Below are 15016 nucleotides of genomic sequence, written 5' to 3' on the forward strand. Positions count from 1 at the left end.
ATTTGTTAGCTATTCTTTAACTCGTTATCAGTTATAACTAACATATCGTCAATTACCTCACCATTTAAATCAGAAACCCAACAGTAATAACCCACTTCCAAGTCATCGAGCTCGATATTTAGGTAAGTCTCTATGTATGGTGTTGGTCGAAACTCATGTTTAAAACAAAGTTTATGAGCATGAAAATCGTACTTAAATTGAGACGTTATAGAAGTGTCTAAATCAAAGTCTTCTGATGCAGCCCATGCCTTAGCACCTTCAAAAGCTAGCGACTCAAGCTTATGTTCAACTACTAACTTATCTAAACTGCTTAACAGTTCTTCCATTACTCAATCACCTTACGGTATAGCTAACGCCGCAAATAAACGGCAAAAATTAGTTGGCTACAATTTGTGAGGTACGAGTAAAGCCAACTGGTTTTTGTCCGCACTTTTAATTTGCTTTGTTATAAGCCCTATGAACGAGCACCATTTTCGTAATGATAATGTTCTTGGCTAGCTGCAGTAAAGCCACCAATAAAATTGGGCTGTTTACTTTTTTCAGCTAGTTTTTCTGGCTTAATATTATGCATGCCATTTTCTACAGCCCAGTCAAATACACCTTGATCAAGTGGATATTTAGTTAGAATTCCAGTTAGTGAGTTTTCTTTTATCCAACTTTCAGCTAATTCGAGCTCACTGAAAACACCGCCAGAAAAGTCTGCATTGTTTTTATTGAACACCCATACCGACTTCATTCACAAAACTCCAAAGGGCTTATAACAATTTATTCTACCCCAAAATGTCGGAACATAAACCGACAAAACGGGTTGTATTACATACCCTTATGGTCCCACGGAACAAACTCAAAGTAAACAATCGGTTGCAACCTGCAAAAACACAGGTGTGTGAAAACTGGACAAAACGGCACGTAATAATGTTATTGGACAACAGTCAAAATGCTGTCTATACATCCAGTATCAACCTTACCAAATGGAACGTTCATGAAATCACCTTTTCTACTCATGCTTGCAAAATGCGCCCTCGAGGCCCCGCAGACTATTCGAGTGTGGTGCTTGGAGTCTTTTACATCCTTCATTCTTGTTACCGGTCTCCCAATAGAGAAACCGACATTCAATCGAATGTTCGCCCACCCAAGCGCACACCTACATACTTTGAAACGATTTGTCATACTCCTCTGGACCCAGCTTTGCTACACTTCCTGCATTATAGTTATCGCATATAGGAAGTATTATGTTTTCTTTAATCAAAGGGTTACTGTTTAAGTCGCTGAAACACCAGGCGGGCCGAAAGGTGGCTGATGCTGTTGTTGAAAAGTGCCTGCAGCAAGGTATGGAGTATATGCGAGGGCGTGGCGTTGAGGGACAGCGGCAGGGCAGTGACCTGGACGGACTGATTGTTGGCCTGAATAACCTGACGGCAAGGCGGCTCCCCGATGGTCAGTATCCGCTGAGACTAGAGCATAAGACCCTTATAGTCACGATTGAGCATTATGGCATAGTGTCTATCACTGAATTACAAAATAATTAACCTGCGCTGAGCGATAGGCGGCTAACACTTTCCTCAGCCGCATTATGTGCTGTTTTAGCGCGACACTCAGGTGATAAATAGTTGCCAGGGTCTTGAGTGGGCTCAGTGGCAGCGCCTGACTGACAAAAGTGCATCAATTCAGGCACTGTCTGCACTTAGCTAATCTTACAAACTGGATACTGTCACAGACTTCATCGTTACTTTCCCCTATACAGATCTGTATGGCAATGAACATTCTATCTTTCACGCTTAATGGCGGTGCTACACGTTAACCATGGATCATGGGTATGCCTGCCTTTAGTCCAGCGCTTTTTACTTTTGCCTCTCACCGCATTGTCATACTGCTTGGTTAACAGGTTGCTGATAACTGCAAAACTGTACAGCCGGTTTGTTGATGTTTTTGCTATATATTTTTGGTTTGCTGGGCTGTTTTTCGAACAACAAACAGGGCAAGCGCACTCTTTTTTCTGTCACATAACCGCTAACTTTCTGACTTAAATGAATAAATAATGCTTAAAAGGAAAAGTAAGGAGGCATATTCAATAAAATTATATAAATTATATTGTATACATAATGAAATCGGTGTTAATAATATGTCACCTCTTATGGGGTTTGGATACACATTCTAATAAGGTTACATTATGAAAATAAAAGCAATACTCGCTGCGCTTCCCTTGCTATGCACTAGTGTGCAGGCGACGCAGCAACAAGTTGAAAGACAATTTAAACCACTGAACGCTGCTGATTTACAGCTGGCTCATGGTGACGAAGGTCATAACCACACTGCACAAGACAATGCACCAACAGCAGCCCGTGACTCTGTAATGCATTCGCATTTGCCGGTAGAAATGCATTTGGCTTCATCACAGGTTGAGCTGGCAAGCGGGTGTAACCTGAGCGGGTTCGCCAACGCAAGTGCATCGACTATCGTGGCACAAATCACAGAGCAAGGTGCAAGTTGTGTCAATGATCTGTTCAGTGCACCTTCTGATACTCAGGTTGCCACCTTTACAACCGCAAAAATGCTGGCCGTCGCTGCGCAGGCAAAGACCTTGTCTGTGAATTATTCAGGGACTGGCAGTGCCGATCTGGAAGCGTTTTTCTTGTTTATTCGGGCCGGTTTTTACGTCGAGTTTTATAATGACTCAGTGACCTTCGACGGCAGTGTGCAAACTGCGGTTAAGGGCGCGCTGGATGCGTTTGTGGCCAATAGCCATTTCTATGACAACAACGATGCGCATGGCGAAGTACTTAGCGAAGTGATCACCACTATGGATTCTTCCGAACTTCAGCATGTTTATCTGCCAGTCGTGAAAGCCTGGTTGTCTCGCTGGAGCGAAAGCTATGCGACCAGCTGGCATATGCGTGGTGCGGTGAATGGCATATTTACCATTTTATTCCGCGGGCAGTGGAACAGCGATTTCGTTGCGCTTGTCGGTAAAGATGCAGAGCTGGTGAGTTTACTGGCTAACTTTACCAAACAAAGCTGGATGCTGGGGTCGGATGCTGAATTCATGATCATTAATGCCGGCAGAGAGCTTGCCAGGCTCAAGAATTATACAGGAACATCAATCCAGCCAGCCGTCGATACAGCCCTGAAATCTCTGTTCTCTACCTACCAGAGCTATGGCTATGGTGATGGGATCTGGCTTGGTGCCGCTGATGTTGCGACCTATTACGCGGATTGTAATGATTTCGGGATCTGTGGGTTTAAAGAGGAGCTGATTGGTAAAGCGTTGTCGCAGAGCTATCAGTGTAGCAGCACTATCCGTATTCGCTCTCAGGAGATGACACAGGCGCAGCATTTGTCTGCCTGTGACACCATGGCAGCAGAAGAGACGCGCTTTCATTCCATGCTCGAAACCAATCAAACGCCCGTCGCTGATGATAATAACACCATGCTGCAGGTTAATATCTTTAACAGCAGCGCAGATTACAAGAAATATGCGGGCCCGATATTTGGTATAAACACCGACAACGGCGGAATGTATCTCGAAGGAGATCCGAGTGTTGTCGGTAACCAGGCAAACTTCATCGCTTATGAAGCCAGCTACGCGAAGGCTGATCACTATGTGTGGAATCTGGAGCACGAGTATGTGCATTACCTCGACGGACGATTTGATCTGTACGGCGACTTTAATGCCCCAACGGAGGCCATTGTCTGGTGGAGCGAAGGGGTGGCAGAATATGTGGCCAACCTGAACGACAATCAGCGCGCCATAGATACGATCAAAGACGGAAGTACCTATCAGTTAGGCGAAGTATTTGAAACAACTTATGATGGTTTTGACCAGGATCGTATCTATCGCTGGGGTTATCTTGCTGTGCGCTTTATGGTTGAAACACACAAAGATGAAGTGAATGCCATGCTGGGAGAAACCCGGGTCGGTAACTGGAGTGCTTACAAGGCGCGCATGAATAACTGGGCTGCGCAATATGGCAACGAGTTTACCCAGTGGACGCAACAACTGGCTGGCGATACAAACCAGGCGCCGACAGCGGTTATAAATGGTCCATATCAGGGCACAGCCGGCGCATCTGTGCGCTTTAGCAGCCAGGGCAGCTCAGATCCGGAAGGTCAAAGCCTGAGTTATCTGTGGCAATTTGGCGATGGCGCGCAGAGCACCCAGGCCAGCCCTACACATACTTACGGGGATGCTGGAAATTACACGGTGACATTAAAAGTAACCGACAGTGAGGGCCTAGCACATCAAGTGACCACTCAGGCCGTGATTGAAGCAGCTCAGGGGATCACTGAGCTGCAAAATGGTCAGGCAGTGCGTGTTGCTGGCGCCCAGGATGAACTGAAGTACTTTAAAATTCAGCTTCCAGCAGGTGCAACGAACCTGACCGTCAGTACCAGTGATGGCAGCGGAGATGTTGACTTATATCTGCGTCATGCGGAGCAACCTACGCTGGACACCTACGACTGTCGGCCTTATATTGGCGGCAATGCAGAGCGTTGTGACGTTGCGACACCAAAAGCTGGTGAATATTACATTATGCTCAGAGGCTACAATGCATATGCCGACGTTAACCTGATTGCCAGCTATACCGCGCCGGTAGCGGCTTTACCTGATACCTGTGTGACTCAGGGGAGCGTGTCTGGTGGGCGGCTGTCAGAGGGCGTTGCTGTGTGTATGGGCAGTCAGGATCCAATGTGGTTTAGTCTGGAAAACGTCAGTGGCCAGCAGAGCATTCGAATCGAAACAGCCCATGGTAACGGTGATCTGACACTGGAGTACAGTAACCAGGGGTGGCCGAACGACAATAATGTTGAGGCCGGATCTTACCGGGCAGGTAACAGTGAGTGTATTAACCTGAGTGCTCAAAGCCAGTATTGGGGATACCTTAAGGTCAGTGGCGCGCCTGTCGGTGCGACTGTGCAAGTGACCTATAACGATGGATGGTGCAACTAAATCGTTAAGCGTATTTAACCAATGTGCTTGAAGGTTGGGGAGAAAGGCTCTAGATTTAGAGAGTCTTCCCAGCCTTTTTATGGCAGTCATTTGTGAAAATAAACCTGTTGATAGTCAGCTTCACCTTAACCCTCTTCAGTATGCTATTACCCGTATATGCAGCTGAACGAATGAATATATTTGTCTATCACAACAAGCCCCCTTACATAGTGAATCTGGCAGAGCAACAAGGCTTGTACTTCGACTTTGTGACACTGCTTAACGCTTCGCAGTCTCACACACGCTATAAATTGATTTATTTGCCTCGCAGACGCATCGAGCGGGATCTCAATGAGCAGACCTTAAATGGTGCGGTACTGGGTGTGCACCCCGTCTGGTTTAAAGACCCGGATAAGACTCGCTACTTGTGGAGTGAGCCACTGATGTACGATACCGATGAGTTTGTGTCCTGTGCCGAAAACCCCTTTGAATATGATGGGGTGGCCTCAATGAGTAATAAAAAATTTGGTGGCATTTTGGGTTATCACTACTTTCGTACAGTAAAACCGGTCAGCACCGGGGTGTTGGAGCGGGTCGATGCCAACAGTGAAGAAGGCTTGCTGGAGCTGGCGCTGCGCGAGCGTGTGGACTTTGCCATTGTGAGTCGTTCCACACTCAACTACTTTATTAAAAAGAACCGCTGGCAGGAGCATTTCCATTTGTCTAAACAGCCGCATGAGTCTTATTACAGAGCCATGCTGGCACCTCCACAGCTGCAATCACAGTTTGAACGTTTAGCTACCACATTAAATGAGGCGAGCTTTCGCAGTAAACTGACTCAGCTATTGAGTCGTTACCAGATTGATGCCGGCCCCGGCACAGCGAAGTAGCGAGGTGCCAGCGTTTTGACTGGCTGCGGCACTTCGCTACCTGTATACCTTAATCGAAGCGTTTTAAGTTACCAGCTGCCGGTGTTTTCCATGCTCAGCCACGGCTCCCGAGGAGGTAACGGCTCGCCCTGTTGTAATAGTTCAATCGAGATACCGTCGGGAGATTTAATGAAGGCCATATGCCCACATCTTGGTGGCCGGTTAATGGTGACGCCCGCAGCCTGGAGTTTTTCACACAGTGCGTAGATGTCTTCAACAGCAAAGGCCAGGTGACCAAAATTGCGCCCGCCACTGTACTGCTCTGTATCCCAGTTGTAGGTCAGTTCAATGGTCGGTGAAAAGCTGGTTTTCGCTTCATCCAGCTGGGTGGGTGCTGCCAGATAAACCAGAGTAAAGCGCCCGGCTTCACTGTCTTTACGTTTAACTTCTACTAATCCCAGCAGGTTACAGTAAAAGTTTAAAGATGCATCCAGGTTTTCAACCCGAACCATAGTGTGCAGATATTTCATAAAATTGCCCCTGTTTATTCAGGTGTCAAAGATAAGGGCAGATGAGTAAAAATCAAGGAGAGTAGGGTGATTACTCTCCTTGTTGCGTCAGACTATCAATACTCTGCGGTTAATGTCACGCCGCTGAAGTCTTTATAGGCTTTGACAGAAATATGCCAGGTGCCGGTTTGAGGCTGCGTTTGTGTGCAGGTTTCCACATTGCCATCTTCATAAGGGCGACAATCATAACGTGAAGAGGTTGGCTGCGCGCCGAAACGTACATAAAGATCGGCATCACCAGTGCCGCCAGAGGTGCTCACGGTGAGCTTAGTGGCACTGGCAGGCACGTCGAAGGTTTTGTGGATCCAGCTTCCTGCGGTTGCACTTAACCCGCTCCATACTTGCTTATTGCCATCGCCCGGTGGTGTACCCAGATCATACTGGCCGACTAATGATACGCCAGAGAAGGCTTTGTAACCGCGGACAACAATATAATAGGTACCCGCCTGTACGTTGCTGATGGTACAGGTTTCATTATTACCATCTTTATATGGGCGGCAATCATATGTTGAGGTCGTTGGTTTTTGTGCAAAACGCACATACAGATCGGCATCGCCACTACCGCCACTCATAGTAAAGCGCAGATTGGTTGCGCCCTCTGGTACAACCATAGTGAACACCTTTTCACTGTCGGCACTACCTGCGAGGTTACCGACTGGCTGGCCATTTTGTAGCTCATTGCCCGGGTCAACCGGACCACTGTCTCTGTCAATGATTGAAAGCGAATTGGTGGCACGCTTAAGCGTCATGGTTTCTCCAAGCTCACTGGCATACCACCAACTGATATTGGCAGGCAGAGCAAGGACGTCGGCAGCGCGTTGTTCACGTGTGAGTGTATCAGCACCGGCAGTAAACTGAGCCGTTTGCACTTTCATGCTGTCCGCAGTCACACTTAACACTTTAAACTGCTGAATACTGGCTAAATCAATGGTCCAGCTTTTCGGGTCGTTGGCTGAACGAGCGGGAGCACCCCAGCTACCTTCACCCACGTACACGGTGCCGCCGGTGGTCGTTTTGGTAAACCCTGAACCCGAAGGTTGCAACGCTTCGGTCAGCTTATTGATGTGCGTATCAGATTCAACGACCAGGTTCATTCCATGCTGATAGAACAAGTCTGCCCACCAGGTATGCAAAATAGTATTGTCCGATTTCCCTGAGTAATGTGGGTACATAGGCTTGTGATACTGAGCAATACGCCATTTGGCACCGGCACCATTGCTTTGCAGGTCTTGTTTAAGCCAGTTGTTCATGGCGGTCGCATGGCTGGACCAGCCACTGTCTTTGTATTGGCTGTTTAAGGTGTAGACGCGCAGCAGGTTAGCGATGTTAAAGGCGCCGTAACTATCTTTATTGGTACAGGCACCGTCTTGGTCATAGTCAACCCCAAAAACCTGACACAGGGTTTTAAAGTTGTCGTCTTCATGGTTACCAAAGGTGGCAACAAACGGGTAGATGCGTTTGTAGCTTTGCCCATCGATAACGTCATCAGAAAAGGTCAGCTGCCAGTCTTTGAGGTACTCACGCATTTCCTGGGCTGAATTGGCATTGGTATAATCGCCCCCATGCATAATAAACAGAGGGCGGATCTTGGCTATCAGTGCATTGCCTTCACGTCGTGTTGTCCAGCCTGTTCGAGTGTCTCCGCCCGCTACTGCAACAAACCCTGTGGTGGTGTCTGGCGCCGTTTTAAACCACATCCGCTGACCACAGCCGGCGTTGTCGCACACCCGATAATAGATGGCTGTGTTGGCACTGAGCCCTGTCAGGGTGACGAACTGGCTGTTGAGACTACCATCAAAAACGGCGGTTGCGGTGGGCTGCTTTACCTGCCAGTTTTGTTCATTCGTGGTGGTACCATATTTGACAAAATGACCACTTCCACTTGTGGGTGTAAAACCCACCGTGGCCTGATGACTGGGATCGGTATCCCAGATTAAGCGGTGATAGTCACTGGCACTGTATGCAGCTGAGGTAAATAAGCTTACGGTAGTGAGGCCTGCTAAAAGCACTCTCATATCCTAGTTTCCTGTTGTTGGTTGATGAGTCACGCCTGAGGTGCGTGAAGAGTGATGCTCTGATGGCAGATCGGCCACCAATAGCACGAATGCGGCATTGCGATAGGGCAACGAGTACTGTTTACCGGTATGAAAATTAACGGCCAGAGCGCCTTGTTTAAAGCGCCGATAATGGCCAGACAGAGGTTGAGAGTGATCGCCACTCCAGTAGTCTCCGTGCTTCATATGGGGGAAAAAGTCCTGAGCAATATGGGCATGACCCGGGCGGGCGGGGGGCTGCACTAAGCTGCTAAGCTCTTGTGCGCTGGGGAGTCGCCATTGAGTCAGGCCACACAAGGCAGCTTGTCTGGTCCTGTTGATCAGGTCCTGGGTATCGCAACGATTCGCTTCAAAATAGCAATCGCCAAGGTTGGCTTCGCCTCTTGCCCGGTCTGAAGAGCGGGGGTCGCCTGACAGGTACCAGGAATATGTCCAGTAGCCATCATGGATGTTTTCGCTGTCGGTTTTAACTTCCCACACCAGCTGCTGTGACGTATCCAGCACGCAGGACCAGGGCCCTTGCCATGGAGACAGAGGACTGCCATGTTCATCCAGTTTGACATACCTGGGATGCGGTTGCGCCACCGGAGTTGCCGGGTCCAGCCAAAGCACAGAAGCCACAATTAAAACAGCGGCCAGCGACATGAGTATTCGGGCGATCATAGTGGGTACCTCAAAATTGCAGGGCGCATATGGCGGGTATGTCCAACCTGTGCATGATCAAAGGCAGAAAACCACATACAGGTGCCGTTTGTGAGTGGTACATCGTGCTCAGAGCCTGTATCGTGCTTGCGCACTAACTCCAGCGTCCATACGCCGTTGTCCCAGGTTCCCCGTGCCCTGACATCGGCACGATCACCTTCAAAACGATTGGAGCGATAGAGAATCGAGGACAGTGTACTGCCTGGTGCAAAATCATCATTTTCGGCGGTATAGGGGGTGCTGCCAAACCAGGGCAAGACGCTCAGGTGTGCGTTGCTTTGGTCGGGCAATCGTTTCGGGGTAACCAAACCCGGCTTATACCATTGCCAGTTCATCACATAGGCGCCGCTCTCTTTGCCGTCTGGCTGGTAGCCTGCCGTATATCTGCGTTGGCCCTTTTGCTCTTTGGCAGGGGGGCCGAAAAAGTTGTCGTCCGCTAAGTACATGTCGTTGGTACGAACCGCTTTCCAGTGCCACAGGTCGCGAATTTTTCCATCCATACTGGCGTGGAACCCCTTGCCATGCCAGTTTGGCGGTTTACCATCAAGCGGGCGGTTGCCCAGCTGAGCAGTATTATCGGCTCCGACTTCGCAAGAGTGCGACAGCATAACGGCTAGTTTGTCTTCATAAAATGTACGCTCATCGAACTCATAAAACCCATTTTGCTGAATTTTCCAGCCTGCCTGCGTTTTTAACAAAGGAAGGTGATTGGTGCTCATACTTGAGTCTGTCCAGCGTACGAGAAAATAGCTTTCCTGGCTGTTTGCCAGAGCTTGAACCTGGATGGTGCTGCGGCCATCATCAAAGTTGATCCCCCCGTGTGTCTCAATTGTGTAAACTGGCGCCCTCTGCCAGTGTGACTCATCACCAAGACCGTCGATCTCGATAAACTCCTCGGGCGCGAGTGATGCAACATTTAAGGTTTCACCGGAGTGTTGGGCGGCGCTGTATAAGAGTAAGCCTCCGGCAGTGACGCTGATAACAGCCGTGATACTGTGTTTGTCTGGTTGTTTTGGCAGTAAAGCGGATATAACGTATTTGCCATATTGAATGAAGTAGGCCCATCCATGCATGAGCAGGTATATGAGCAATAACCAGAGACTGTAAAAGTGCAGAGGTTGTGCGATTGCAATAAATCGCCCCAGCCAGAGCAGCCATCCGGAGCTCAGTAATACCAGTATGATTAGGTAACCAAACCGGTTCACCCACAGGTGATAGTGACTCGGGCTGCTGCGATATGGACGCCACAAAGAAAGTAACAGGTATCCTGCAGCCAGCGCAGATAATAAACTGGCACTGCCGATGTGCCAGAAGTACAGGTCCCCCTGAGGTAACAGAGCACTGAGGAATTTTAACCAGTCCCGAGTAAGCAAAGAAAACCTCAGGCCGGTAAACAAACTGCAGATCACCAATACGATGGTCAACATATGAAGAAAAACAAAAGTAGCCTTACGCATGTTATTGGGTGTTATTTTTGTGTTTAAATAGTGTAAACTTAAAGGGTTGCGGTTTTATGTCAAGCCCTAACTTGTGTGTTGGCTCAGGTGCGGTTCTCCCTGTTTTTCTTTGTACATTCCCACAAAACCTCGACTAAACTAACTAAAGTGCCAAATGTAGGATGCAACAGAGTGAGTAAAGGATGAGTGATCTTGTGTTAGAGACGATGGATTCCCTGAATAGCGGTGAAGTGATTGACAGCATGACGGACATAGTTGCCTGCTTAAATACCAGTGATTCTATCCAGCGGTTTTTGCTGGATATACACTGTATCTTGCAAAAGGTGACCTATGCGGACAACTTTTACGTTGTTTTATATCGCGAAGATCGTAGTCTGACATTTCCCTATTTTCATGATGTGAAGGATGATATTAACCCTGAAGATCTCGAAGCCCTGTCACTGGAAGAAATCGCCCATTCGCTGACTGCGTATGCATTACAATCTCAGTCTGTATGCAACTACACAACTGAGCAGCTCAAGGAGTTGGTGGCACAGGGTGAGTTAAATATTATTGGTACTGTCCCCAAGCAATGGCTGTGTTTTCCGTTAGTGAATCGCAATAACTTTATGGGCGCGTTTATCATTCAGTCCTATCGCCGTGAGGATGAATATTCAGGCGTGATCGTCGATGTGTTATACACCATTAGCCATGTTATCTCGTCAGCACTGGATGCCTTTAATAACCAGCAGGCATTGGTTGAGGCAAACAAAGTTTTGCAAAATTACCAAAGTGAATTGGAAATTAAAGTTGCGGAGCGCACTGAGGAGCTGGAGTCCAGCTTGGTTGAACTGAAAAAAGAGATAGGGATCCGCGAAGCGCTTCAACAGCGGCTGGAACACGAAGCTTTGCACGATACGCTGACCGGATTGACGAATCGCAAGTTCTTATTCCGGGAGCTGAATAATCTGGCCGAGCGTTCAAAACGTGGCCCGGTGAGCGTGCATATTTTGTATCTCGACTTAGACGATTTTAAACCCATTAACGATAATTTTGGTCATCACAGTGGGGATATCGTATTACAGGAAGTGGCGCAGAGAATTAAAAGAGAACTGCGCAGCTATGACGTGTTATGTCGCCTCGGAGGAGACGAATTTGTTGTGGTACTCTCCGATCCGCTTGAAAAGCAGGTATTAATGCAGATCTGTTCACGTCTGATAACCTGTATTGCGAGTCCTATTCAGCTGGAAGGCGGGCAGCAGGTGAAATGCGGTTGTAGCATAGGTATCGCCAATAACACAGGTGTATTCAGTGCAGAGGCTTTGTTGAAGTGCGCTGACAGTGCTTTGTACTCTTCAAAAGAGCTGGGTAAGAATCAGGCATATTTTTACGATGAGTCTGAGATTCGGTGATAAAATCCTCAATCCATCTTAAATGTTGAAAATCTATCTACGTTGGTTTTTGCTTTGCAACTGCGATTGCATTAGGATCGGGTTTTCTCCTTAACTTTTTGGTTGTTATGGCACTAAGATTATTTTTACTGAGTTTGTTTGGCTGGTGTATGGCTGCAAGCGCGGTTGAGGTAACAGATCTGTACGAAGCTACGTTGCAGGTAGATAACAAGACACGCGCAAAACGTGTTGTTGCAAGCCAACAGGCGCTGGACCGCGTAATCCAAAAGTTGACAGGCCGCACTGAGCACTTAAACCATCCACTGATCCGCCAAAGTAAAAAACGCATTTCTGACTATATGCTCAAATATGAGTATATCGAGTCTGCGGATGGCGATATCAAAATACGGGTGAAGTTTGAAGCAGATAAAGTAGAGCAGCTGGTCAGAGACAGTAATTTGCCTTTGTGGGGCAACCGTCGGCCCATGATTGCAATTTGGTTAGTGATTGAGGACAACCTGCGACGTGAGTTTGTAACGCAGGAAAGTTACCCTCAGCTGGAGAGACTCATTTACGACACCGCGGCCGAGTGGGGGATCCCTGTGGTGGTGCCGCTGATGGACCTGACCGACCGGGCGCAGGTGGGCATTGCTGAGGTATGGGGGAACTTTTCCCAGCCAGTTGAAGCGGCTTCTATGCGTTATAACGCAGAACGGGTGATCACCGGACGGTTGTTTAAACAACCCAACAGCAGTAGTTGGCAACTAGACTGGCGTTATACGGATACCGATCAATTTGAATCAACGCAACAAGTGGGTGATAAACAGCAGCTGCTTATCGCCATGATCAATGATATGTCAACGGCTCTGGCTGCTGAATATGTGATTGACCCCAACCGCTCTTATGCCACTAACAGCACCGTTTTAACGGTCGATAAATTGACTTCATTCAGCAAAATCGAGCTGGCCAGAAGACAGTTACTGAGCATCAGCACGGTACAGGATGTCGATGTGATTTATCGTCAGGGCGATTTGGTGAAGTTTGAAGTGGAGCATGGTTCGTCAGTGGTTGATTTGCAAAAATCACTTAAATTAGAACGCGCTTTTAGTGTGTATGTTGACCCGCGTGCATTTTATCAGGTGGCCAGTGCCAATAACCTCAGATACAGCTGGGTGGGGCAGTAGTATGATGCAGCCTATGCAAATGGCTTTGCCAGTAACCCTGCCCGACGATGAAACCTTCAGCGCTTATTTTGGGGGGGAGGGCTCGCTGGAGGTAACACATCTGAAAAACGCACTTGAAGCAATTCATCAGGATTTTCAGTTTACTTATCTTTGTGGTCTGGGTGACTCCGGTAAGTCACACCTGCTTTATGCCACCTGTATTCATGCTCAGGAACAAGGCCTGTCTACAATTCTGTTGTCGCTCAGAGAGCTGATTAACTTCGGGCCTGCGGTGTTAGATGGACTGGAAGCGCTGGATGTCGTGTGCATTGATGATGTGCATTTGGTCGCGGGCAATGAGCCCTGGGAAAAAGCACTGTTTAACTTTTTTAATCGGTTTAATGAGCCAGGTAAGTGTTTGGTGGTCACCGCTGATCTATTGCCGAATATGCTCAATCTAAGCCTGCCTGATTTGGAATCGCGTTTTACCTGGGGCACTACGTTTCAGATCCGCTCGATGAGTGATGATGATAAGGCCGAAGCACTGGTTAAACGGGCCAAAATGCGTGGACTGGAACTCAGTGATGAATGTGCCCGATTCTTGCTGACCCGACTTAGTCGGGATATGCGTGCCCTGTTGGATGTATTGGATAAACTGGATCATGCCTCCATGGCGGCACAGCGAAAGTTGACTATCCCCTTTATTAAAACCACCCTGAACTTATAACTCCTTGCTGTGGAATTTTTGAACGCCGGTATCACAAATTCCACTAAAAACCTCAAACCAGCCCAAAATCAACTGACAACCTTTAAATTGTCCATGAAAAGCCCCTAATTTGGGCTAGAATCTGCCCCGTTGTTTCAGTTATTATAACCGATTCAATCAAAGGCAAATTACCTCAACAAGATCAGGTATAAAATGAACTTAGAGAATATTTTAGCGCAAGCGCTGGACGCTGTTGCAAACGCAAGCGAAGTTGCGCAACTTGAGGAAGTCAGAGTTAACTACCTTGGTAAAAAAGGTGAGATCACTGGACTACTAAAAACCCTGGGTAAACTGGCACCAGAAGAACGTAAAGAAGCGGGTCAGGTGATCAACCAGGCAAAAAATCAGGTTCAGACCGCGATCAATGACAAGCGTGAAGCGCTGGAGCAGGCCGCACTGGCTCAGAAGCTGGCAGCAGAAACTATCGATGTGACTCTGCCTGGACGTACTATGCCACAGGGTGGTTTGCATCCGGTAACACGGACTATTGAGCGAATCGAACAGTTCTTTGGTGAGCTGGGCTTTGCGGTTAAATCCGGTCCGGAAGTTGAAGATGACTTCCATAACTTTGATGCACTGAATATTCCAGAGCACCACCCGGCACGTGCCGATCACGATACGTTTTACTTTAACCCTAAGCTGGTTTTGAGAACCCAGACAAGTGGCGTTCAGATCCGCACGATGGAAGCTGAACAGCCGCCACTGCGTATCATTTCTCCGGGCCGGGTATATCGTAACGATTACGACCAGACACACACGCCAATGTTCCACCAGGTTGAAGGCCTGATGGTCGACACCGACGTGAGCTTTACTGAATTGAAAGGTATTTTGCACGATTTCTTGCGTAACTTTTTCGAAGAAGACATGGAGATCCGTTTCCGTCCATCTTACTTCCCGTTCACTGAGCCTTCAGCAGAGGTAGATGTGAAAGGCAAAAATGGAAAGTGGTTAGAAGTCTTAGGCTGTGGCATGGTACACCCGAACGTACTGCGCTCAGTTGGCATTGATCCTGAAAAATACACCGGCTTTGCCTTTGGTATGGGTGTAGAGCGTCTGACTATGCTGCGTTATGGCGTCAATGACTTACGTGCTTTCTTCGAAAACGATTTAAAATTCCTAAACCAATTCAGATAAGAGCG

Annotated in this window: 13 protein-coding genes; 7 read left to right on the forward strand and 6 right to left on the reverse strand. The window is 47.9% G+C overall.

Features of this window, described 5'->3' with window-relative positions; translation table 11 throughout:
- Positions 1–5 precede the first annotated feature (5 nt).
- Complete coding sequence (locus ACXAH1_RS03840) at positions 6–326, reverse strand: hypothetical protein (protein ID WP_475193966.1); 321 nt, start codon at positions 324–326, stop codon at positions 6–8.
- 128 nt (positions 327–454) lie between these two features.
- Complete coding sequence (locus ACXAH1_RS03845) at positions 455–736, reverse strand: DUF7710 domain-containing protein (protein ID WP_475193970.1); 282 nt, start codon at positions 734–736, stop codon at positions 455–457.
- 496 nt (positions 737–1232) lie between these two features.
- Between ACXAH1_RS03845 and ACXAH1_RS03850 the strand changes: the two genes are divergently transcribed.
- The 3 genes from ACXAH1_RS03850 to ACXAH1_RS03860 all read left to right on the forward strand — a co-directional run bounded on the left by ACXAH1_RS03850 (position 1233) and on the right by ACXAH1_RS03860 (position 5817).
- Complete coding sequence (locus ACXAH1_RS03850) at positions 1233–1529, forward strand: hypothetical protein (protein ID WP_475193971.1); 297 nt, start codon at positions 1233–1235, stop codon at positions 1527–1529.
- A 641-nt stretch (positions 1530–2170) separates the two neighbouring features.
- The gene (locus tag ACXAH1_RS03855) at positions 2171–4948 is read left to right on the forward strand and encodes a collagenase (RefSeq protein WP_475193973.1); all 2778 of its coding nucleotides are present in this window, start codon (positions 2171–2173) and stop codon (positions 4946–4948) included.
- Positions 4949–5118: 170 nt separating this feature from the next.
- Positions 5119–5817, forward strand: a complete 699-nt coding sequence (locus ACXAH1_RS03860) for a substrate-binding periplasmic protein (protein WP_475193974.1) — start codon at positions 5119–5121, stop codon at positions 5815–5817.
- A gap of 68 nt (positions 5818–5885) precedes the next feature.
- Here the strand turns inward: ACXAH1_RS03860 and ACXAH1_RS03865 are convergent, their stop codons facing one another.
- The 4 genes from ACXAH1_RS03865 to ACXAH1_RS03880 form a co-directional block, all read right to left on the reverse strand.
- Positions 5886–6326, reverse strand: a complete 441-nt coding sequence (locus tag ACXAH1_RS03865; protein ID WP_475193975.1) for a VOC family protein — start codon at positions 6324–6326, stop codon at positions 5886–5888.
- A gap of 95 nt (positions 6327–6421) precedes the next feature.
- Positions 6422–8380, reverse strand: a complete 1959-nt coding sequence (locus ACXAH1_RS03870; protein WP_475193977.1) for a pre-peptidase C-terminal domain-containing protein — start codon at positions 8378–8380, stop codon at positions 6422–6424.
- 3 nt (positions 8381–8383) lie between these two features.
- Positions 8384–9082 (reverse strand): Lcl C-terminal domain-containing protein, encoded by a 699-nt coding sequence (locus ACXAH1_RS03875; protein ID WP_475193978.1) that lies wholly within the window; start codon positions 9080–9082, stop codon positions 8384–8386.
- Positions 9079–10548 (reverse strand): ethylbenzene dehydrogenase-related protein, encoded by a 1470-nt coding sequence (locus ACXAH1_RS03880; RefSeq protein WP_475193979.1) that lies wholly within the window; start codon positions 10546–10548, stop codon positions 9079–9081. The genes ACXAH1_RS03875 and ACXAH1_RS03880 overlap by 4 nt, the downstream gene beginning before the upstream one ends.
- Positions 10549–10760: 212 nt before the next feature.
- Here ACXAH1_RS03880 and ACXAH1_RS03885 point away from each other — a divergent pair, with 212 nt between their 5' ends.
- From ACXAH1_RS03885 to pheS, 4 genes are all read left to right on the forward strand, one after another.
- Entirely contained in the window at positions 10761–11969 is a 1209-nt protein-coding gene (locus ACXAH1_RS03885; protein ID WP_475193982.1) for a diguanylate cyclase, read from the forward strand.
- Between the two features lie 107 nt (positions 11970–12076).
- Positions 12077–13132, forward strand: coding sequence for a DUF2066 domain-containing protein (locus ACXAH1_RS03890; protein WP_171045670.1), 1056 nt, complete (start codon positions 12077–12079; stop codon positions 13130–13132).
- Between the two features lies 1 nt (position 13133).
- Positions 13134–13838, forward strand: coding sequence for a DnaA inactivator Hda (gene hda, locus ACXAH1_RS03895; protein WP_475193986.1), 705 nt, complete (start codon positions 13134–13136; stop codon positions 13836–13838).
- A 192-nt stretch (positions 13839–14030) separates the two neighbouring features.
- A complete protein-coding gene (gene pheS / locus ACXAH1_RS03900) occupies positions 14031–15011 on the forward strand; it encodes a phenylalanine--tRNA ligase subunit alpha (RefSeq protein WP_046004550.1) in 981 nt (326 codons plus the stop codon).
- The last annotated feature ends 5 nt before the right edge of the window (positions 15012–15016 follow it).

The organism is Pseudoalteromonas sp. AWH4_217 (assembly GCF_056161105.1).